This window comes from Maridesulfovibrio sp., assembly GCF_963677005.1.
In the GTDB taxonomy this organism is placed as follows: Bacteria; Desulfobacterota; Desulfovibrionia; order Desulfovibrionales; family Desulfovibrionaceae; genus Maridesulfovibrio.
The window spans coordinates 591,429-611,603 of sequence record NZ_OY781616.1; the positions used below are offsets into that span (position 1 = coordinate 591,429).

General features: G+C 50.2%; 17 protein-coding genes. 6 read left to right on the forward strand and 11 right to left on the reverse strand.

Annotated elements, in window-relative coordinates; translation table 11 throughout:
* Positions 1 to 110: 110 nt before the first annotated feature.
* Positions 111 to 794: an HAD family acid phosphatase gene (locus tag ACKU4E_RS02725; protein ID WP_320169555.1), complete on the forward strand. Its 684-nt coding sequence runs from the start codon at positions 111 to 113 to the stop codon at positions 792 to 794.
* 139 nt (positions 795 to 933) lie between these two features.
* Here the strand turns inward: ACKU4E_RS02725 and ACKU4E_RS02730 are convergent, their stop codons facing one another.
* From ACKU4E_RS02730 to ACKU4E_RS02740, 3 genes are all read right to left on the reverse strand, one after another.
* On the reverse strand, positions 934 to 1,845 hold the full coding sequence (locus ACKU4E_RS02730; RefSeq protein WP_320169556.1) for an FAD-dependent oxidoreductase: 912 nt from the start codon (positions 1,843 to 1,845) through the stop codon (positions 934 to 936).
* A 101-nt stretch (positions 1,846 to 1,946) separates the two neighbouring features.
* Positions 1,947 to 2,711 (reverse strand): HD domain-containing protein, encoded by a 765-nt coding sequence (locus tag ACKU4E_RS02735; protein ID WP_320169557.1) that lies wholly within the window; start codon positions 2,709 to 2,711, stop codon positions 1,947 to 1,949.
* Between the two features lie 5 nt (positions 2,712 to 2,716).
* Positions 2,717 to 3,043, reverse strand: coding sequence for an SHOCT domain-containing protein (locus ACKU4E_RS02740; RefSeq protein ID WP_320169558.1), 327 nt, complete (start codon positions 3,041 to 3,043; stop codon positions 2,717 to 2,719).
* 153 nt (positions 3,044 to 3,196) lie between these two features.
* Here ACKU4E_RS02740 and ACKU4E_RS02745 point away from each other — a divergent pair, with 153 nt between their 5' ends.
* From ACKU4E_RS02745 to ACKU4E_RS02755, 3 genes are all read left to right on the forward strand, one after another.
* The gene (locus ACKU4E_RS02745; RefSeq protein WP_320169559.1) at positions 3,197 to 3,601 is read left to right on the forward strand and encodes a response regulator; all 405 of its coding nucleotides are present in this window, start codon (positions 3,197 to 3,199) and stop codon (positions 3,599 to 3,601) included.
* 102 nt (positions 3,602 to 3,703) lie between these two features.
* The gene (locus tag ACKU4E_RS02750; RefSeq protein WP_320169560.1) at positions 3,704 to 4,645 is read left to right on the forward strand and encodes a TIM44-like domain-containing protein; all 942 of its coding nucleotides are present in this window, start codon (positions 3,704 to 3,706) and stop codon (positions 4,643 to 4,645) included.
* Between the two features lie 169 nt (positions 4,646 to 4,814).
* Positions 4,815 to 5,117: an Hpt domain-containing protein gene (locus ACKU4E_RS02755; RefSeq protein WP_320169561.1), complete on the forward strand. Its 303-nt coding sequence runs from the start codon at positions 4,815 to 4,817 to the stop codon at positions 5,115 to 5,117.
* A gap of 10 nt (positions 5,118 to 5,127) precedes the next feature.
* On the opposite strand, the gene ACKU4E_RS02760 is transcribed toward ACKU4E_RS02755, so the two are convergent.
* Positions 5,128 to 6,261 (reverse strand): HD-GYP domain-containing protein, encoded by a 1,134-nt coding sequence (locus ACKU4E_RS02760; RefSeq protein ID WP_320169562.1) that lies wholly within the window; start codon positions 6,259 to 6,261, stop codon positions 5,128 to 5,130.
* Between the two features lie 428 nt (positions 6,262 to 6,689).
* On the opposite strand from ACKU4E_RS02760, the gene ACKU4E_RS02765 reads away from it, so the two are divergent.
* Together ACKU4E_RS02765 and ACKU4E_RS02770 are read left to right on the forward strand one after the other, a co-directional pair.
* A complete protein-coding gene (locus tag ACKU4E_RS02765; RefSeq protein WP_320169563.1) occupies positions 6,690 to 7,631 on the forward strand; it encodes a MerR family transcriptional regulator in 942 nt (313 codons plus the stop codon).
* A 99-nt stretch (positions 7,632 to 7,730) separates the two neighbouring features.
* Positions 7,731 to 8,159 carry a hypothetical protein gene (locus ACKU4E_RS02770; protein WP_320169564.1) on the forward strand — a complete coding sequence of 143 codons (429 nt, stop codon included), beginning with the start codon at positions 7,731 to 7,733 and terminating at the stop codon, positions 8,157 to 8,159.
* Between the two features lie 31 nt (positions 8,160 to 8,190).
* Here the strand turns inward: ACKU4E_RS02770 and ACKU4E_RS02775 are convergent, their stop codons facing one another.
* The 7 genes from ACKU4E_RS02775 to ACKU4E_RS02805 form a co-directional block, all read right to left on the reverse strand.
* Complete coding sequence (locus ACKU4E_RS02775) at positions 8,191 to 8,607, reverse strand: PqqD family protein (protein ID WP_320169565.1); 417 nt, start codon at positions 8,605 to 8,607, stop codon at positions 8,191 to 8,193.
* Positions 8,591 to 9,487 carry a hypothetical protein gene (locus ACKU4E_RS02780; protein WP_320169566.1) on the reverse strand — a complete coding sequence of 299 codons (897 nt, stop codon included), beginning with the start codon at positions 9,485 to 9,487 and terminating at the stop codon, positions 8,591 to 8,593. Before ACKU4E_RS02780 ends, ACKU4E_RS02775 begins: the two co-directional genes overlap by 17 nt.
* Positions 9,488 to 9,666: 179 nt before the next feature.
* Positions 9,667 to 11,628: a peptide transporter gene (locus tag ACKU4E_RS02785; protein ID WP_320169567.1), complete on the reverse strand. Its 1,962-nt coding sequence runs from the start codon at positions 11,626 to 11,628 to the stop codon at positions 9,667 to 9,669.
* 41 nt (positions 11,629 to 11,669) lie between these two features.
* Positions 11,670 to 13,643 (reverse strand): DUF6785 family protein, encoded by a 1,974-nt coding sequence (locus tag ACKU4E_RS02790; protein ID WP_320169568.1) that lies wholly within the window; start codon positions 13,641 to 13,643, stop codon positions 11,670 to 11,672.
* A gap of 15 nt (positions 13,644 to 13,658) precedes the next feature.
* On the reverse strand, positions 13,659 to 18,518 hold the full coding sequence (locus ACKU4E_RS02795; protein WP_320169569.1) for an FtsX-like permease family protein: 4,860 nt from the start codon (positions 18,516 to 18,518) through the stop codon (positions 13,659 to 13,661).
* 19 nt (positions 18,519 to 18,537) lie between these two features.
* Positions 18,538 to 19,272, reverse strand: a complete 735-nt coding sequence (locus ACKU4E_RS02800) for an ABC transporter ATP-binding protein (protein ID WP_320169570.1) — start codon at positions 19,270 to 19,272, stop codon at positions 18,538 to 18,540.
* A 38-nt stretch (positions 19,273 to 19,310) separates the two neighbouring features.
* Positions 19,311 to 19,988: an FtsX-like permease family protein gene (locus tag ACKU4E_RS02805; protein ID WP_320169571.1), complete on the reverse strand. Its 678-nt coding sequence runs from the start codon at positions 19,986 to 19,988 to the stop codon at positions 19,311 to 19,313.
* Positions 19,989 to 20,175 lie beyond the last annotated feature (187 nt).

The following is a 20,175-nucleotide window of genomic DNA, read 5'->3' on the forward strand; positions in this document are numbered from 1 at the left end:
TCGCGCACTCTGATATCACAACCCCGGACAGGCTTGTGGTTTATGCTGTTGCTGTGATATTTTCGTTTTAAATTCAGTATGGTTCAATGTATTTAAAGGAAAATGTCATTATGAAACAGCGGTCGGCTGCGATTCTTTTAATGGTTCTGTTTTTGTGTTGTTCCGGATGTGTTGCCGGGAAAAGCAAATATTCCGTTGCTGCCGGTGGAATTATCTCCATGCCTCAGGCCCGAAGCAGCCTTATCTCTTATCACGAGAGCGGGCAGTATTTTAAGGATGTGGAGATCAAAGCCGCGTCCGTGGCCGAAGCGTTGGAAAAGGCTCTGGCGGCCAGAGTAAAATACCCCGCTGTGATAATGTCGGTTGAGGACGTGCTTCTTTCCACGTATCCGGCAAGAAAGGAACAGGGCTTTTCAGTAAACAAGGAAGCCCGCAAGGCTCTTGAATCCCATATAATTCTGAGCGTTCTGCCTCCGGTCAGGGCATCCCTGCCGTTGTTCAGTTATCTGGCGGCCAAGAATATTCCCGTGTTTCTTGTTTCCAATCGTGCCGAGGATATGCGTATTTCGGTAATGGAAAATCTTTCCAAGGTCGGGTTTTCCGGTTGGCGCGGGTTGTATATGCTGCCTGCAAGATATCCTGAGAACAAAAATTTCAGCGAGGAAGTCCGTAAAGGGCTGGTGAAGAGCGGATTCAATATCGTGGCCACAGTAGGTGCTGTTGAAGAAGATGTAGAAGGAGAGGCCGCCGGTAAAGCGGTTCTGTACCCTAATTACATGTATGAGAAGCGCTGATTATACGGTGTGCTGATTTTTGGATGAGTCGATTTTTGTTTTCGGTGGGAATAAAAATGCCTCCGGCATTCTTCCTAATGGATGCCGGAGGCTTAATAATAAGGTAAATGTGATGTGTTAGCCAGATTGCGTTGCTGGATCAGGCCTTTCTGACAAATTTTGCAGCGCTGAGTCCGGCCACGCAGCCTTCGCCTACTGCTTTTGCCATCTGCAGCGGTGGTCCGCAGATGTCTCCGGCAGCGAATATTCCGGGTACGTTGGTGCGCTGCTGCTTGTCGGTTTCAATGAATTTCATGGAATCATCAAGCTTGATTCCCAGTTCAGATGCCAGGGACATTACACCCTTTGCTCCCAACTCGATGAATACTCCTGTGACGGCAAGTTTCTCTTCATTGTCCAGTACAAGTCCATCGACTCCGGTTGTTCCGGTAATCTCTGTTACCTCAACGCCTTCGTGTATGATGATGTTGTTTGCCTTGAGTCGCTCCATCAGTTCCGGGGCAAAGCTGAATTTTTTTGCTATGAGATGTATTTTAGAGGCCAGGTGCAGCAGGTGTAATGCTCCTGCTGCGGCTGCGCTTTCGCCGCCCACAATGGCCACCTCTTCGTTTTTGAAGAAATTGCCGTCACATTCAATGCAGTAGCTGACCCCTTTTCCGAAGAGTTCCTTTTCTCCGGGAACACCCAGCTTGTTGCGGGTTGTCCCTGTGCAGATGACTATTGATTTTGTTCTGAATTCTTTGGTCTCTGTGTCTACTTTAAAGACATTACCGTCCGGTGACATGAGGTCGGGAGGGGTGATTTTCAGCACGTCTTCGTCAAAGAAGGTTGCTCCGAAATTTTCAGCCTGCTGCATGCCTGTTTTCAGAATCTGTTCCCCTGAAATTTCAAGGGTGCAGCAGAAGTTTTCAATGTGCGCCCACCATAGACTGCTTTTGTCGTTCTTTCCGAGAATCAGTACCTTGAGCCCTTTTCTGGCGGAGTGGATTGCAGCTTGCAGACCTGCCGGGCCTGTTCCGAGAATGATGATATCGAAGTTGGTTTCAGTCATTTTCAGCTTTCCGTTTAAAATGTTGGGTTTCAATATTACAGATAATAAATCCCATTATCGAAAAGGCAAGCGTTATCTGAACCAGTATCCCACAAACTCGGTCAAGAGTTAAGCTGTTCAATGATCATCTTGTAAAGAGCTGTAATTCTGCTATTTTCAGGTAATTTTTCAAACAGCCGGTCAACGCAGCCGGACTGAAGCATCTGCTGTCTGGACCACGGAAAGTTGAGGTCGAATGCCCAGCTGAGGACCAGCAGTCTGAAATCATTTACGCACTTCATGTCCAGATAGTTGGCCTGAGCTTTGTGCTCCAGCGAAGTCAGGATTGTGCCGCTTACCTGGCTGGGATTGTCTTCCAATCCCATGAGGGCAACGGTGCTCGCCGGTCCGATATTATCCATCTGGTGCAATAAAATTCTGATGATATCAATCTTGTCCGAGTCGCGGACAATTTCGGCTGCTGTGATAAATTTATCATTTGTAAGCTTGTCCGGGATATGCCTTCTGTTGTGGAGAGCAATAGCTGCCAGAACTGTTTTTCTTGCGTCCGGAGACATGAAGTCGAGAAGTTTTTCACGCAGAATGGTTCGCACTCCCAGAGTCCCGTGGTTGCAGGAATCGGCATCACGGAACGTGCCGTATTTTTCGTACTGGGGGAATCTGCCGGTGTCGTGGTACAGGGCTGCGACCTGAACTGTTTCTGCAAATTCGCCTTCCAGTGTCAGGGATTTGCATATCGCGCGGCTGTTTTCATAAACCTCAAACGAATGTTTGTATTTGAGTTCAAAGTTCCCGTCTTTTTCATACAGTCCGCGTTCAAGATACGGGGCTGTGTAACTTTTGAATATTTCAAGATATTGTTGCATGATCTTCAGGAGAGAATTCTTTTTTTCTTGTATTTATAGTCCAGTTCTGAAATTTCGCCGTTTTTCAGTTCCTCTTCAAGTTCCTGAAGGGCTTTTTCGCGCATTTCAGCTGCTTCCCGGTCAAGCTCGGGGTCTCTCAGTTTTCCATTGGGACCGAACAGGACTCTGAGAAATAACAGGATTGCTCCCAGAATTGCTGCCACAAAGAGCATTTTAAGGGCAGAGGCCCAGAAATCACCGTATCCCGGGCCAAAGGGCCAGTGATCCCAGTGCGGGTTGCTTTCATATCTGCCGAGTATGGACGATGCTATTGAAGAAACTGTTTCTATCATGAATTGATCCTGTTAAGGTTTTTGCGAATAAGTACCCCTCATTTTATGTCTCCGCAAGAAGTTCCGGGGTCGTTTTTTTGTCACCATGCTTGTCATACTTATGCGGCTGTGCTTTAATTTAATGATCGGTATATTATAGTAATGGAGCATTATATGAAGATTCTGATTGTCGAGGATGAGGTTGCCAGCAGAAAGTTTTTGAACCGCGTTATGGAAAGTTACGGCGATTGTGATTGTGCCGCAGACGGAAATGAGGCGATCGGCATGTTCAAGGAAGCTCTTGAATCCGGGAACGGTTACGACCTGATCTGCATGGACATTATGATGCCGGAAATGAACGGGATTGAAGCTCTTGAAGGAATCCGGGAGTTGGAGCGGGGGCACGGGGTGGAATTCCGCAAAGAAGTGCGCGTGATAATGACAACCGCACTGGATGATCCGGTCAACGTGGTGGACGCCTACTATCGAGGCGGTGCGTCAGTTTATCTTACAAAACCGGTTGATATTTCGGATATCCGCAATGCCATGATCGAGCTTGGATTTTTGAAAAAAAATTAAGAATAATATTCTGTTTGTCTGGACAGGGTCTGGTTCCGTAATTAGGTAATGTAGTGCGGCTTTGGCCGTACTTTTTTTACTTTAACTAATATGAGGTCCCAGATGAAACTACTCGGGTACATGGTTCTTCCCCTCACCCTGATCTGTCTGCTCGTCTTTACGGTTGGCAATGCAGACGCAAAAAGATTCGGTGGAGGGAGTTCCTTCGGCAGTAAGCCATCTTATTCCAATACTTACAGAAAACCCACGTATTCTCCGTCCTCCACCCAGCGGCAGGCTTCAGGTACCAATACAGGGCAGAGCGGCTTCGCCCGTCCCGGCATGGGGCTTTTCGGCGGACTGCTGGCCGGGACTTTTCTTGGTTCCATGTTTGGCGGTTACGGCGGAATGGGCGGTGGCGGAATATTCAATCTTCTGATTATAGGGTTGCTCGTTTATCTCGGCTTCAAGTTTTTCAGAAACCGCAGCCGTGGTTCCGATCAGATGTATCAGCAGGGTAATTACCAGCGTGGACCGGACCGTTCCGATAATAATAAGCAAAGTTATGATGCCGATCCTTTTGCCCGCCGTGAGAGTGCGGCCCGTAATGCATGGGATCATCTTTCTTCCACCCCTACGGCGCAAAAATCTTCGGGTTCGGATGCTTCCGGTGGACCGTCTGTAAATATTCCGGCCGGTTTTGACCAGGAAGAGTTTCTTGAAGGAGCCAAGGCCGTTTACACAAGATTGCAGAAGTCATGGGATAACAGGGATATGGATGACATAGCCCAATTTGCCACTCCTGATGTTGTTGCGGAAATCCGTAAGCAGGCGCAGGAAGATCCAGGCCCTTCCCAGACCGATGTAATGATGGTCAACGCACGAGTTCTGGAAGTAAGGGACGAGTGCGGCAGAACAGCCGCAACAGTGTTTTACGACGTTCTTCTGCGTGAGGATCCTTCTTCCAGCCAGCCGTCACAGGTTCGTGAAGTCTGGCATTTTGTTAAGGATCCCGGTAAGGATGCAATGTGGAAGCTTGACGGAATTCAGCAACTGGAAAATTAGTTTCAGGTAATATCTGAAAGTCTTCAGGGCGCCGTTTTTTATGAAGACGGCGCCCTGTTTTATTATTATATTAGGGAGTTGATAATTGACTTGCAATTTAAGTATTGTTTATTTGGATAGGTGTTTCCTGTACTTATTCAAAAAATTGTAGGTTTTCAGTGGAGTGTGTATGACGGATAGAATAGTTGAAACAATAGATGCTGACCTCGAGGTATTGATCCCGTCATTTATGGGAAATACCATGACAGAAATAGTCGGGTTGGAAAATGCTCTGAAGTCTGCTGATTTCAATATGCTGGGCCTGCTCGGCCATAATATCAAAGGGTCGGCCCTTAATTACGGCTTTGCGGTTTTGGCGGAGATAGGGCGTGGCATAGAGCTTGCCGCAGGGGTGGAAGATCTTGCACGTATTGAAGCATTAATTGCAGATCTGAAGGATTATATCGGGCGTGTGGAAGTAAGGTTCAAATAGAATCTGGAGACTACCAGAGAAATCTTTCCAGCTCCAATCTGAAAGTCTTCGGGTGGATACATTCAACTATTTCCAGTCTTTTTTCTGACGGTTTTGCCAGGTTCACGAATTCCGGGGTGATTGCTTTGAGGTGACTGCTGAATACTATTTTTACCTTGGGAAGCAAGGGCGCCTGGGGGGTATTTTCCACTACCACAGCGTAGCGTCCATCTGAAAGCCTGACAAAACAACCTGCCGGATAAATTCCTATACATTTTATGAAATTTTCCAGATAGCGCGGATGAAACGCCGTATTTGCCATGTTGTAGAGATGTTTGATCGCCGCATTCGGCGTGAGAGCCTCTCTATAGGGGCGGTCAGTTGTCATGGCGTCATATGAGTCGCAAATGGTTATTATGCGGGCGTATTGTGAAATATCGTTGCTTGAAAGTCCGCCGGGATACCCTGACCCGTCATATTTTTCATGATGCTGTAAAACCGCGCTGATTATTTTATCAGAAATTCCCGGTTGCGTGGACAGGTAGTCATATCCGCATTTGGGGTGGCTCTTTATCTGTGCGAATTCTGTAGCATTTAATTTTCCGTTTTTCTGAAACAGTTCCTGCCTGATCCATATCTGGCCGACATTCATGAGCAATGCGGCAATGGAAAGTTCTTTTGTTGTTTCTCTGGATAGCCCGAGGTGGCGGCCAAGTATGGCGCTCAGGATTGCTGTGTTCAGGCTGTGAGTCAGGATATACCGGTCTGTCTGTGCCAGCACGGTCAGGCTGGCAGCTGAACTGCTGTTACGTTCTATGGAGTCCAGCAGCGGATCCACATCCTTGGCATAGATGTCTATTTCAAGCGGAGCCTTGCGTTGAATCGTATCATACATCTTCTGTATGCTTTTCAAGGCATTTCTGTACGCTTCGCGCGCGAATAGAATTTCTTCGGAATGAGATGTATGCGGGAAGCTGTCCCTGCGTTTTGTCTTTTCTGAATCGATAAGAACTTCATGTATGTGCAACCTTGCTATTGTTGCGAGGTCCTCTTTTGACGAAATGAAGTTGTTTGCGAGTTCTTGTGGCAGGCTCGGTGATCCAATGGCGGAACAGACTATGTACATTCCTTCTTGCAGATTCGCGGTTTTTATTTTTTCCAGCATTTTTTTCCCGAAGCAGCCTGTTATGCGGTGTGTATAGAGTTTAAGAGTATCATTTAGAAAAATACACAATTCCTGATGTTTTGGGCAAGTGAAAAGTGCGTATGCCACGCTACGCGGCTGTGGGATGTTACTCCGTCACTATACGCACTCAAATCTTTTTCGCAAGGCGACTCACTTCGCATATTTTATGAAATTTGTATCTTATTTTTATTTACCCTCCGTTTGCGTTCTTCCTCTCTGGTTAGAATTTAATCACGTATGTTTATTTGTCCACCTGTCTGAGCGCTGTCCGCATGAGTTTTTAAGTATAATGACCAATTGACTAATTGAGCAATGAACAACTTTGGGTTAAATAATGCTTGATTTAATGGATTGCATCGTATAATTTATTGATCAGTTGTTTAATTACTAACAAGTGTGCAGGTGTTATGTCCGGTCAGTATTTGAGTCTGAGGGAGGTTGGCAGGAGGTTGGGTATACCTCCTTCTACTGTGGTATATTATAAAGATAAATATGCTAAGTATTTGCCTTCTTCTGGCGGTAAAGGACGCAGGCAGAGGTATTCTGTGGAAGCATTGGAAGTATTCAGGAGGATACGTGAAATGTATGGTATGAACTGGTCAACTGATCAAATTGAAAATGAATTAAGTATTAAATTTGGTATGTTAATTAATTCAATCAATAGTGATCAACAATTGATTAATGATGCCGGGTTGGAGCCTTCTTCGGATATGCAGACGGTAATCAACGGTCTTTCCAACGTCCTTGGCAAGGTGTCCGACCTGTTATCCAATCAGGCTCTTTTTCAGGCGGAAATCCGTGATCTTCGTGATGAACTGGCTTCTTTGCGTAGTGAAAAGCGTAAATTGGCTGCGGATACAAACGAGCGTATTATGGATATGGCGATGGAAATCGGCCGTCTTAAGCGTGACCGGGCCGAGTTGTTCAGAATTGTGCGCAATAAGGAAACCGGGCTGGGGACTGAAGAATCCGCCTTTCCTTCTGCCGGCTATCTTGAACGTCCTCTCGTTATAATGAATGCCGAAGGGGAATATCTCGGCGTATCCGGCAAGAACAGGAAGCATTTTTCTCTGGAGGATTTTGTTGTACTTCTTGAAAACAGTGTTAATTCTCATCGCAGTGTCGATTTGAGGTGGAAGGGTGATAGCGGCCGGTGGGTGCTGGTTATCTCGGCCAGTGAAGAAGATCCGTCAGTAAAAAAGGAAATTGTCCTTGTGACCGAAGAAAATATTACTCCGAGTAAAAATACGGTTGTACGTATTATAAGTATGAATATAAATGACAAGGCTGTGCCTGATGCATTGTTATTCAGTCTTTTCAGACAGATACGCGACAGCTTCGACCGTTAGTCTCAGCGAATGAGAAATCTAGAAAAAGTCTTGATAAATCTGGCTTATATGGTTATTAAGTACGTGATATAAGTTGTGGAGTAGCCTAGGGAGGAAATTATGCCGCAGGTTGCAGCCAGAATTACGCATGATCACGAACAATGGCTCAAAAATTATTTCAAGACCAAAAGCGCCGGAGCGGAATTCATTTTGCCCTGGGCGGTCGATATGTTTTTCAAATCCATGCGTTCAGTCGCTCAGGAATTGAATGTAGCTGAACTGAAGACGGTTCTTGAAGCATACCGGGGCATGAAAATACTGCCCAACCAGTGTAAAAGTGCGTATCTTTATTTGCGTATAGAAGAGGCTTGTGAGACAGAAGACGTCCACACAATTCATGGAGTCAGCAGAGCGAATCTGGAGGCAAAGCTCAAACGGTTGTCTGATGTTCAGTCCACTGCGTTGATGATCTGGGCCTCCGCCTATTGGGTGAGCAAGGTGTGGAACGGGGTAAGTCTGGAAGAATATATAAAGCTGACCTGTAACTGATTTTCCGGTACTGCATGCCGGTGAAATCAGGTTAATCTCGTCTGTTTTTTGTTATACCCGAAGTATCGAAAGCTATAAGCCCTCTCTTTCCTAGGTCCTTTAGAAAGGATGCCGTGGCAACCTCTGCCTCGCGCGGCAATACCTGATATTTATCCGCAAACCCGGCAGCGATTTTTTTTACGCTGTTGCGGCCGTCTATCATGTTCCAGACAAGAGTTCCCATTTCGTCCAGTTGTAGTCTTTTCATGGGCGGAGCACCTTCCTTCCACATGCCGAACCTTTTGGCCACATCGGCGAAAAGAGGTTTCAAGCGCAGCGGATAAGACAGCAGCACGAGTCCTCCATCCGTTTTACTTTCGCGCACTTCCCTGTTTTTTACCGGTTTGCAGGCCATGGCCTCACCACGGGTCATTTCCGGTGCAATTTTCTTTTTACTGAATAATTTCATAATGATTGAAAATCAGTTTTACCCTGTCTTCCGGCTGTTCAATACGGGAACAGCTTTTTACAGCCAGAATCCGGTTGCTTTCCTGCGTGTAACGTACCTCTATCTGCGCGTAAGGTCTTTTCTTGCCGTTAAGTTTTGAAAGCGCGAGGGAGGCAACGGAGGGCTTGTTCTTCTGTCCGAACATACAGGTTGCGCCGGTTTCGTATTCCAGCTCCGCACGGGAAAGCCCAAGCTTGGAAATATCTTCCTTGAACAATTCCTGAGAGAATTCACTCAGGGAAGTGTTTTTGAGGATCACATCTGCTGGTCCGAAGCGGTAAAGTGAGACAGTTTCGTTGCTGTCGGCCAGATTGATAATGAAACGGCCCGGTTTGAACTCGAATGAATCAAGGGCGAATTCAGCAGGCATGGTGGCCTGCATGTCGTAAATTCGCCATACCGCCTCTTCGTCCCGGTTCTGGAAACGAAGGCTTTCGAAAAATTTGATGGCCGCGTTGTCTATACAGTCATCGCATTTGCCGATGAACTGGACCAGCATTACCTGCGCCGCCTGTTTGCAATAGAACATCACCCCCCTCCCGGCAGAGAGGTCCGACTGCCAGTAGAATGCCGTAGCATCGTATTCCTTCAAAGGGGCCTTCCACGAACCCGGCATCACCGTTGATTCTATCTTGATTCCCGATGCGGATTCGACTTTTTTTGCCAGTTGGCGGAAGTATGTTTTTTCCTTGTATGATTTGCCCGCTTCGTACCAGCGGATTTCTAAGCATGGATATTCGCCGTTGTCCAATTGCAGGAATTTTTTATCTATTCCGCTTACTTCGAATGAGGACGGGATATCAAAACTTATACCGTCCCAGGCAATTTTCTTGAGATTCATTATATATTCCTTGAGGAAATGCGCTGCGTCCTAAGGTTCCGGCGCAATAAAGTTTTACGTGCTGTCTGTTTTGTCTCATGGGATGATCAGGCGACCTAAACCGGTCCGGAGACAAAAGAACCTGCATGAGTTTAACGTCTCATGCAGGTTTGTCAAAACATCATAAGAAGAAAATAACGTCAATAGGCCATTTTCCCCAGTGACTTGAGAATCAGCGTACAACCCATTGCAAACATTCCTGTAAGACCCATGCCGCAGGAGAATCCCGCCAGCAGTACGGGAGCGTACTGCCGCCACATGGCACCGTATTTTTTCTGGAAGAAATATCTGCCGATCAACGCTCCGGCTACCTCCAGAATGAAACCGTGAGGCGTGCTCTGGCCCAACCCTCTTACGACCCCGTATACCAGCAGTACCGGCAGTCCTAGGGCGTTGAGTATGGCGTAAAGCACAAGTCCAAGGCTTATCCCCCCCATGACCACCGGACCGCTCAGGGCCTGAAAGAACAGGGAGTTTCCTTCGAGGGTGGAGGTCTGCATGAGCAGGGTGTTCAGAGCCTGCAGGTGCCACAACTCCTGTGCGTAGGGATAACTGGCTGACGGAATCGGCGCCAACTGCCAGATGAACTGGGAAAAGAGCAGGCTTGCGATCATGACAACCGGAAATACCACCAGCTCTGCCTTGATGATGCCGCGTATGGATGTTCCGGTCAGTTCAATCTCGCGGAAATGCACGGTTGCTTCACCGTAGTTGTGGATCGGGATCGGGGCATACCATATTTCAATGCCCTGATATCCGAAAAATTTTGCCCCGGCAATGAAGCTGGCTTCCCTTACCAGCGGCAGGCTCACGAACTGTCCGGCAATGCCTTCCATACGGGCGGTGATATATGAGATCACCGGAGTGTAGATGAACCCGTAGAGCAGGAAGAATATCCAGGGGAAATTCGGGACCAGCAGCAGACTCATCCCCACATAGGCGAGCGTGGAGAATACGTAGATGGCAATGGAAACCCAGAAGTTGATATCGCCGCGGCCTTCTGGCGGTTCGAAAAGTTTACTCCATGATTCACGAGACTTGGCGTGTTCACCGCGGAACGATTTTACAACGTACCAGACGCCGATGATACCGATTGCCAGACCTAGGCCGATGGAGAAACTCATGTAGAAATCAAAGTTGTTGGCAAAGACCGTTTCAACGGTTTCCATGCCCGGATGCCAGCGGTGCAGAATGCCGTGTTCATACAGAACCGGGTTGGCCGCGAACGTGATGATGATTCCGATGAGTCCGCCGATGACTGCCCAGAAGGGCAGGACCATGCCGATGAAAAAGAGCCCGAGGTCGAACTGGATACCCGTCGCAACTGCCGGAAGAATTTTTTCCGTATAGGGTGTTAGCTCTATCCACGGGATGGGGATAAGCCGAATCGGCTCCGTAAAAAGCAGTCCCGATACCGCCGGAAGCAGGACGTAGACCGTGCCGAAGGCCAGTCCGATAACTCCGCCGACGGAAAAGACGCGCCATTTCCAACTGGCCTGCTTTTCTTCCGTGGATTCGGCAAGGGCCATGGTTCCAAGAGCGCCGACCGGAGCCATTGGGAAGGGGAGCTTTTCCACGTCCGAAGTTATGCGGTAAAGGGCGTATCCAAGGCCGAAATGGTCGATGCGCTGAATTATCTGCGCCCCGATCAGCAGCAGGATAGGTATGAGCCAGTCCCGGTGGAAAAATGTCCGCTCGATGAGCGAGTCGGAGCCCGGTTGCGGAGCCACCCATGCAGGGATGAATTCCGTAAGACCCAGCATGCGGGCCGCGTCCGACTGCACAAGGTACTGCTGCCATAGCAGACCGGAAAACGGAGAAGCCAGCGCCGCCCCGGCCATATAGTAGAGCAGGAATATTTCCTGCTGCTTGAGTTCCGTGTAGGAGCGCTTGGCGATTTCGGCGAAAAGGATGATTGTAACCCAGCGCGCGGCCGGACCGATGCCCTGGCCGATCACCAGTTGCAGATACATGCTGCCGGGCATCATCAGGAAGCCGATGAATATGGCGCCTATTATGGTTTTCCAGTCGAATCCTTCCTCGAAATGGGTAGGGGTCTTCAACAGGTCCCGATACTCTTGCAGCTCTTTATCGTCGTACATAAACTATTTCCGTTTAATTGTGCCAGTAAGCCTGTTTTCCGTTAACCGGGCAGAACCTGATAGCTTTGTCCTGCGTACAGTCCGTAAAGAGCCCACGCTCCGCCCATGAGAAAGTCACCCATTATAAGCCCGAAGAACAGATAGCGGACCCGTTTGAACAGCCCTACACCGCCATAACGCAGGGTCAGCTGGTTGCATATCCATCCGAGGAAGAAGCTGAACCAGAGAATTTTCATGGCCGAGCTGTATGCGGTCAGGTATCCGATCGGGTGCAGCGGCCACCACGGAAGTCTGTTGTAGGCCACGACCAGAGCAAACATGATTATCGCTCCGAGCGTAGCGAAGCTCGTCACCCAATGGCTTGATCTGTCCGGTTCCTGAATTATGCGGACCACGTTGTCATAGACAGTCATGGAGGTACGGGTTGCCCAGTCCAGCTGCAGTTCGCGGATGCCGTACTTGTAGCAGACCATAAGCATGGCTCCGAAGGATACGACCATGCCCAGTATCAGAATGACCGTTATGCCGGTCAGAAACATGCGTTTGTTGCGTATCCATTCGTTGATCTTGGAGCCGTGTACCAGCGAGGGCATGAGAGATTCACGCAGGTCCACGAAAAGAACCTTCTGGCAGATGGCTGCAATGGCAATTCCTGCCGATCCGAAGAATTTGTTGCCGAAAACAGCGGTCAGGCCGTCTATTGGAGCGGCGGTAAGGGTAAAGTAGGCTATACCACCCTGGCAGATCGCTTTTGAGGCTACCAGTGTGAAGATGAAAAAGGCCGTGAGTACGCAAAGAGCGACCAGCATGGACATGCCGAAATAGACACACCACGCGGTCAGGAGCGCCCCGGAGAGAATGAGCCCCCAGAAAGAGAAGCGCAGAGACATCCATTCCGCTTCCCCTTGAGTGGACTGCGCCCCGAAGGCCTCGCGCACGGTCTGGACCAGATGCTGCCGCGCCAGCCAGACAATGAAGCAGAAAAAGACCAGATACGCTCCGATCATCTGTGTTTCTTCCGGTCTGGTCAGGGTCGGTCCGAAGGTTATTCCGAGTGCCGAAGCCGGAATGTTCAGCCCGGCAACGTTCAGGATTCCGTAGAAAAGTCCTCCGAGCAGGAAGAAGAACCAGAAGCTGAAGGAAATCTGGCGGGAGGCCAGAAAAGCGAATCCGACAAAGGCCGGATAGAAGTATATTTTCAGTTTGTAGAAACCTGAAAACAGGCCGGTTTTTGCAAAATACTGCCCGGCCAGAATAAGGGTCGGAACTTCCGGAACCGAAGGAATATAGAAGTGCAGACCGTTCAGCAGGTGCAGGCAGATGCAGAATATCAATCCGGACAGGAAAAACTTGTTGGTAAGAAATGCTCCGTAAAGCCCTTGATCAAGGGCTTCTTCCATGAATCTCGGCAACTGCAGCAGGGGGAAGTTAATGCGTTCGTTTTCCACCCATTGACGGCTGAATATGTTGGTCAGGCAGAGCATCATGAAGTAGCAGAGCAGGATGAATATTCCCCACCACATAAGCGGAGTGATCCACGCCGACCACGGGATAGCGCTGAAAACATCCAGGTTGTCCATGAAGGGACCGCCCTTGATGCCGTTGTAAAGCTCTTCCACGGCCTTGGGGTCGGTCGGATGGAGTTGTGCCGGGATAATCGGCTGCAGAATTTCTTTCCACCTGTTGCCGATGGTGGCGAAATGGAACGGTGCTGTGAGGTTGATGAAGAATGTTCTGGCAAGCCCGGTGTAGGATATTCCGGAGACAATTACGGTCAGAATCCACACCGTCATGAGGTCCAGGCCGGTCATGAGCGGGCGGCTGCGCAATATTTTACGGTGCAGAGCCGAAAATGCGGTCAGCCAGGCCAGAATAAAGAACGGTGCCAGCGGAAAATGTCCTCCGGCCAGCGGTGTGGCATTCAGGTAAGCGTTGTTGAAGGGCGTAACGGCGCAGATTATCAGCCCGAAGAATATGCCCAGCACAATTGCCCGTTTGCGTATTTTACCTTGCATTTGAAAATCCCTTATTTACAGGTCCGCAAGAGTTTTCTTTGTATTAAGCCCCGTGAATCCGAAGGCCATCATTTCCGGTATCTTGTCGCGGAAGGACTGCTGTTTTTCCGGATCAAGCGAGCGCCAGATGAGGAACTGCTTCCTGATGGCGTTGATGAAATCCTTGTTCAACCGTTTCCAGGCCCCGACTTCACCGGATTCTCTGGTGATTATCAGGACGGTCTCCAGAAATTGCGGATGGACCTTTGCCGGCCTGAATCGTAATTCAACCTGCTGTTTGACACCGAAATCGAAAGGTGCCAGCCAGACCCGGACGTTGAACCGAAAACAGGTGATGTGATCCGGGCATCCGTCCAGCAGGTCGCAGGAGGACTTGGGAAGCGGTTCCTTGCCGAAGTTCACTTCTATTTCGGAAGTGGAGAACAGCCCGTGCGAGACGTCCGTATGGGCTTCGAGATATTCCAGCAGGAAACCTCCGGCATCCTTCTGTTCTTCATGCTTGAGCAGGAAGGGCAGGGTGGCTTCGATTGAATTCGTTTCGGTTTCCGGCATTTTCCACGATCTGTTGACATCGGGGATGGCTATGTTTGCAGCAACCTTCGAGGGGTAGATAACCGAGATAAGTGTTACGGCTATGACCAGGATCATTGCCGCCACACCGGCCATGGATGAGTAGTTGGCGGTCATTCCGGCCCAGAGGGGAGTTCCGGCAAGCAGCCCGGAAGCGGTCTGGGCGATCAGGTATCCCACCACTACGCTGATCACCGCAAAGGCTATGGCCTCGGCTATGAAAAGGAAGGAAACGTGTGTCGGGGCCATACCGATGGAGGTATAGACCGCAATTTCCTTTTTGCGTTCATAGACACTGGTTATCATGGTGTTGAGCACAATAAGCGCGGAAATGATCAGCGGTATGATTATGTTGGGCACTCCGGAGTAGTTCATGCTGTCGGATGCCTGGCAGATGTATGTTCCGCTGTTGTCGCAGCTGAATATGGGCAGTCCGTAACGGTCCACCAGCCTGTTGACCGTGGACTGCGGAAATGTGCCTTTTACGGGGCCGATTGCCACGGCCTTGAGGCGTCCGCCCATGGACATGAGTGTGTCGTAGGGGATGATCGCGGTCACTTCTCCGGGAATGTGTGTGTAGCGTCCCTGGAAGGTATCAATATCCTCACCGGACTCAATGGCCTCCGCCTCCACTTCGCTGAGTTCCTGCGCCGCTGCGGAGGGAAAGATGACCGGCGTCATAGGTTCCCCGTCCAGATCCTGATGTTCGGTGAATTTATCGCCGTCAAAGATTCCGCTCAGTTTGAAATTGCAGCCCCAGACCTGAACGGTATCACCGGCCTTGGCGCCGAGCCTTTCTGCTGTTTTCCGCGAAAGCAGAATCTGGGCTTCAACACCGGGCACAAGCCAGCTCCCGTCGACCATGATTTTGTCTATGCCGCTTACGGCCGGTTCTCTGCTGCTAAGCCCCACCAGCCCCTTGATTTCTTCATGCCTGCCTCCATAACTTACCGGAGTGACGGCAGGGGTGGTCTTATCATCCAGTTCCATCCATGCGCGAGGGACGACAATGCCGCTTTCATCGAAGTCGTTGGTGACGATTCCGAAGGTCTCTCGCGGCAGGTCCTTCCAGCCCAGATTTTTCATGAACAGGCCGAAATACGGCTTGCTTTCGCTGAAAAGAACGTAAGTGTGTTCACGCAGGGACTTCACTGCCGTGAAACTCATGATGGTGAAGGTCAGAATGATCAGGGTCAGGCAGGTCAGGAATGTCCTGATTTTTCTGCGCCGCAGGTTGCTTACCCCGATAACGAAAGCGGAGGTGAAGGCCTTCCACTTGCTTATCTCGGAAGTCTGGGTCCTGTGGGCTCGCTGCTGCAGCAGGATCATTTCCTTTTCAAAGCGGAAGAAAATGATCAGCGAAACCATGACCGAAAGTCCGAGAATGAAGAAGGCCAGGATTACGACCATGGGGCTGTAGGTCAGCTGGAAGGCCGGGTGCACGGAGTAGATGACCGCGATAACGGCTGAAAGTATGGCCAGAAATCCGATGATGCGTTTGTGAATGTCCGCAAAGGAGAAGAGCACCCTCTCCATGCAGTAGGCGAATGGAATGAACAGGGCTATGTAGAACAGAACGCCGACAAGGACGTCCTTCTGGGTCTGATCCACATCAAGGTAGACGCGGGAGGCCAGTGCCCAGGCCTTGCGCGAGTCCTTCATGAAATCATCGTAACGCCTTTCCTTCCATGCCGTTCTGGCATTTTCCAGCGCCGTTGTACCCATTTTTTCCAGATCGCGGATGCGTGTGTTCACGATTCCGTGGGATTCCAGATTGCTGATGCGGGGCTTGAGCAGGTTCCACATATCCGCTGCCGCACGGTGGTCGGTGCAGGGGATTATGGGCCAGTCGTCAAGGGCATAGCCGTTACCGGCAGGATTGCCCGGCTTGGAATGGATCAGAATCATCTTGCGGTTCAGCACCGTATCCGAAAGGGTCATCTTAAGTGGAACATTGGGCTCCAGAAAGACGCTTGCTATGGTGGAAGACCTTGTGTCTATGCGGCTGTACCAGAAATGCATGGGGGCCGCATCGCGCGTTCCGTCCAGAACCTCGACCTTGGTCATGTAGCGGAATGTCCTCGGTGTTAGCAGGTCGAACAGTGTTGTCTGGCGGCAGCCGAACATGACCAGCTTGGTTTCCATGTCCAGCCTGTGCATTTTGACCCGGTAGGCGTTTTTGCCGGTCTGTTTTTTATCAATGGCCCAGATGATCCGCCCGTCATCGTTGTATTTGTATCCTTCGATGATTAGTTTGTGTTGGACCAGTTTTTTGGATGCCACGCCGCTGAACTGGAAATCTCCCTCGGAGTCGGCCATGGCGTAGAATCTGGTCATGCCCTGAAAGCCCATAAATATGGTTCCGGGTGCGGGCTGGTCAGCAAAAAGTTCTCCCTGACGGATGAATCTGGCCTTTCCGCTGAGGATGGAATAACCCTTGCGCGGTTTTTTGGTGGTCAGTTCTCCGGGGGTTTCGGAAATTTTTCTGATCAGTCCTTCGATCAGTTCGGCCTGTTTTCCGACACCGGTCCAGTTTATTTTATCAACCGTGTCGAACGGGGTGCCCCAGTATGCCCGGCCGTCGTTGACCGTGGCAAACGTGAAAGCCAGATCACCGGCCATGGTTGCGATCTCGCTGCTGAACTGGGGACGGTCAAGCAGCCATGTCTGCCAGGGACGGGTTCTGTCCGGGCGCAGGGTATCACGGTACATGCCTTCCGTTCCGGTTGTTTTTTCAACCTCCGGAACCGCGTCCCCCAGGATGTTGTTTATGATAGAGAAGGTGCGAGACAGGTTTACCCTCGGGCGCAGCGCATAGAACCAGCCTTCGCCGAATGCGCCGACTCCTTCTCCGTGGCTGGAAAGATAGAGCGAAACAGTGCAGACCATCTCTTTGGAACGGACTACCTTGCGCAGCTCGCGCGCACTTCGGATGGCTTCAAGCTGCTGTTTGATATCGTGCTTTACTTTATAAACCCTGTCCCGGACATGGGGGAAAAGGTCTTTGACCGCAGCCAGCTCTTCGGACGGAAGGGTGGAATAATCTGTCTTCCATGAAATACGGCGGAGCAGCTTGCGCTTTGCATCAAGGCTTTCGATGTCCTGCGGGTTTGCATCTTCCTGCATGCGCAACTGCATCAGCTGCTTGCTTATGATGTCAACTTCGTCTTTGATCTGGTTTTTTAGGGCGGTATAGAGCAGTTCGTACAGTTCCGGATTCTCCACAGCCATTTCCGTGGCCAGCGGGTTGTCCATTTCAAGACCGTCCAGCACCATTGCTGCGTTGTCTTTCTTTTTACGCAGTTCGGCTTTTGCTTTTTTCAGGGTCTTGCTCTTGCCGGATACAGCTTCAACAAATTCGCGCATGCCGCGCAGCGACTGACCATGGCCGGTGGTTGCGAGCAGAAGTACCGATCTTTTGGGCGGATTGGCGGCAAGTTTTTTGCCTATTTCAATAAGGGAAGCCACGGAAAGAGCTTCGTCCGCGCCCGGTCCCTTACCAATAATGAAGGTTGAAGTGTCGTAGAACGCTTCTATTACAACCAACTGTTCCGCCATATCCGGATCACTGCCTTCAATGAGGCAGTAGACATTTTCCGATTCTGTTCTTTCCCACCTGCTTTCGGAGTGGACGAATCCTGAATCCGCAAGCAGTTTTTGAGAGCCGTCGGCAATCAGTCCCAGATCTTCGCGGGCACTGGCTTCTGTCATGTAGTAGCGCGGAAAATCAAGCGGGGATAACTCCAGCTTTTCGTTGAAGAAACCTTTGGCGGTAATCCCTTTGTCAACATAGATAAGCGCTGCCGCGCCCAGACTGGCCGCATTGAGCCAGTTTTTGCCGGAATCAAGGTCCATGAGCACAATGGCGTTTTTAACCGGCAGTCCGTTGAAATCGTCCAGATCTCCTTTGCCTACATATATTACCGGTCCCTTGACTCCGGCACGGGGTGTGGCCGGAGGCGTGATGGCATTGAATTTGGCAGCTTTGATGGAAGCCTTACGACCGTTGCCCAATGTGAAGGTCACGTCTCCGGAAACCATGGCCGGAGCCAGAAACAGATGTTTACCGGTCTTGAATCTGCCTAGTTCCTTGAATCTTTTTTCAATATAGTCCGCAGCCTTCAAGCTGCCTTTCGAGCCGAAGGAGCGGTCTCCGATTGAGGATAGGTCGGTGATGGTCTGGCGGTAAGCATCCGTGGAGAAGGCTGCTTCAGCCCGGACCGAAAGCAGCAGCACCGCGAAAACGGTCAGCAGTGCAGCGAGCGATCGTAAAACAGGTCTTTTAATCTCTGCCGGCATGGACATCTTGTGCAAGCCTCCGGGATCAGGCCATACGGATGCAGCCCACATCAATATTGAGCTGTTCGCGGTCTTCGATTTTCTTGATCATGCCGTCCTCGATCCAGACAACCCGGTCGGAGGCGTTGAGCATCTTGTAGTCATGCGTGGCTGTGATGATGGTTACTCCGCGTTCCTTGCTGAGATCGTTCATGAGCTTGATGATTTCTTCGCCGGTGGAGAGGTCCAGGTTACCGGTGGGTTCGTCCGCGAGAATGATGGCCGGGTCGTTGGCCAGAGATCTGGCTATGGCGACCCTCTGCTGCTGACCTCCGGAAAGTTCCTGCGGTTTGTGGTTGTATCTCTTGTTGAGCCCGACCAGATCAAGCAGTTCTATTCCCTTGGCCACGGCAGCATCATTGTGCACCCCGGCGAAAATCATGGGCAGGGTGATGTTTTCCAGTGCGGTCATTACCTGTATCAGGTTGAAGGTCTGAAAAATATAGCCGATCTTCCTGTTTCTGAGCCATGCGAGTTCAAAGGCGTCAAGCTGGGCGATATCCACTTCGTCAATGTAGACTTTTCCTTCCGAAGGCTTGTCGAGTCCTCCGATCATGTTGAACAGGGTGGATTTCCCTGAACCCGAAGGGCCCATGATGGACAGGTATTCCCCGGCGTAGATTTCCAGATCAACTCCTTTGAGAGCCTGGACATCGGTATTGCCGAGTTTGAAATTTTTTTTGACTCCGGAAACCCGGACGATTGTGTGCTGATCGGCCATATCGTTCGCCTTTGTAATTTCTTTTGGTTGGAGGAAATTTATTCTTCGACCCGCATGGCTTCAATCGGGCGCATGCGCGCGGCGATGAAGGCGGGATAGATGACTCCGAGCAGACTCAGACCGAACCCGACACCGACGGAATAGGCCATGGACAGTCCAGTTTCGCCTACAGGCAGCATAGTCAGGGCGCTGAAACCGAATCTGAGCATGCCGATGAGCAGGGCTATGACAGTGCCCAGCAGCGCCCCCAGAATGGAACCGGCCACTCCCTGCATGGAAGCTTCAAGCACGAAAAGGCGCAGCACGAAACTGTCCAGAGCCCCGAGGCATTTCATGGTGCCTATTTCCCTGAATCGTTCAGTCACGGCCATCAACTGGGCATTTATGATTCCGACAGTGCATACCAGCAGTGAAAGGATGACGATCCAGCGTTCCTTGGCACTTCCCCCGGCCTCGTATCCGCTCCTTTCAAGCTCTTTTACCAATCCGGGGTCACCGGAGTGGTACAGTCCGCTGGAAATATCCGAACCGACCAGAATATAGGCGAGAAAGGAAACCGCCAGAATCAGGCTGGTTACTGTTACCATGTTGCGCAGAAAACGCGACTTCAGACTTTTCAGACTGATTTCCAGCGACTTGTCGAACGGAAGCACCACCTGGGCCTCAATATCCATCGGCGAGTCCGGATCTTGGAATGGGATTCTCTTTTGCGACATAATATTTTCGTCGGTCAGCACCCGGAACAGTATCTGTTCCTGTATTAATGAATAAGTTCAGACCCCGGTTCATACAGGGCCTTCTGCTACTGTAACATTTTTGTTCAGTCCTGCTCTGTTACTGGGGCCGCGATTTTGGTTTTCACGACAGTATGTATATTAGATAGCTAAAATGTACTGAAATGCA

Bases quoted from the DNA above. Each gene is read 5' to 3' on its own strand.
- ACKU4E_RS02770 (WP_320169564.1), top strand. From the start codon at position 7,731: ATGCCGCAGGTTGCAGCCAGAATTACGCATGATCACGAACAATGGCTC.
- ACKU4E_RS02740 (WP_320169558.1), bottom strand. From the start codon at position 3,043: ATGATAGAAACAGTTTCTTCAATAGCATCGTCCATACTCGGCAGATAT.
- ACKU4E_RS02780 (WP_320169566.1), bottom strand. From the start codon at position 9,487: ATGAATCTCAAGAAAATTGCCTGGGACGGTATAAGTTTTGATATCCCG.
- ACKU4E_RS02775 (WP_320169565.1), bottom strand. From the start codon at position 8,607: ATGAAATTATTCAGTAAAAAGAAAATTGCACCGGAAATGACCCGTGGT.
- ACKU4E_RS02785 (WP_320169567.1), bottom strand. From the start codon at position 11,628: ATGTACGACGATAAAGAGCTGCAAGAGTATCGGGACCTGTTGAAGACC.
- ACKU4E_RS02805 (WP_320169571.1), bottom strand. From the start codon at position 19,988: ATGTCGCAAAAGAGAATCCCATTCCAAGATCCGGACTCGCCGATGGAT.
- ACKU4E_RS02760 (WP_320169562.1), bottom strand. From the start codon at position 6,261: ATGCTGGAAAAAATAAAAACCGCGAATCTGCAAGAAGGAATGTACATA.
- ACKU4E_RS02765 (WP_320169563.1), top strand. From the start codon at position 6,690: ATGTCCGGTCAGTATTTGAGTCTGAGGGAGGTTGGCAGGAGGTTGGGT.
- ACKU4E_RS02795 (WP_320169569.1), bottom strand. From the start codon at position 18,518: ATGTCCATGCCGGCAGAGATTAAAAGACCTGTTTTACGATCGCTCGCT.
- ACKU4E_RS02745 (WP_320169559.1), top strand. From the start codon at position 3,197: ATGAAGATTCTGATTGTCGAGGATGAGGTTGCCAGCAGAAAGTTTTTG.
- ACKU4E_RS02755 (WP_320169561.1), top strand. From the start codon at position 4,815: ATGACGGATAGAATAGTTGAAACAATAGATGCTGACCTCGAGGTATTG.
- ACKU4E_RS02800 (WP_320169570.1), bottom strand. From the start codon at position 19,272: ATGGCCGATCAGCACACAATCGTCCGGGTTTCCGGAGTCAAAAAAAAT.
- ACKU4E_RS02730 (WP_320169556.1), bottom strand. From the start codon at position 1,845: ATGACTGAAACCAACTTCGATATCATCATTCTCGGAACAGGCCCGGCA.
- ACKU4E_RS02735 (WP_320169557.1), bottom strand. From the start codon at position 2,711: ATGCAACAATATCTTGAAATATTCAAAAGTTACACAGCCCCGTATCTT.
- ACKU4E_RS02750 (WP_320169560.1), top strand. From the start codon at position 3,704: ATGAAACTACTCGGGTACATGGTTCTTCCCCTCACCCTGATCTGTCTG.
- ACKU4E_RS02725 (WP_320169555.1), top strand. From the start codon at position 111: ATGAAACAGCGGTCGGCTGCGATTCTTTTAATGGTTCTGTTTTTGTGT.
- ACKU4E_RS02790 (WP_320169568.1), bottom strand. From the start codon at position 13,643: ATGCAAGGTAAAATACGCAAACGGGCAATTGTGCTGGGCATATTCTTC.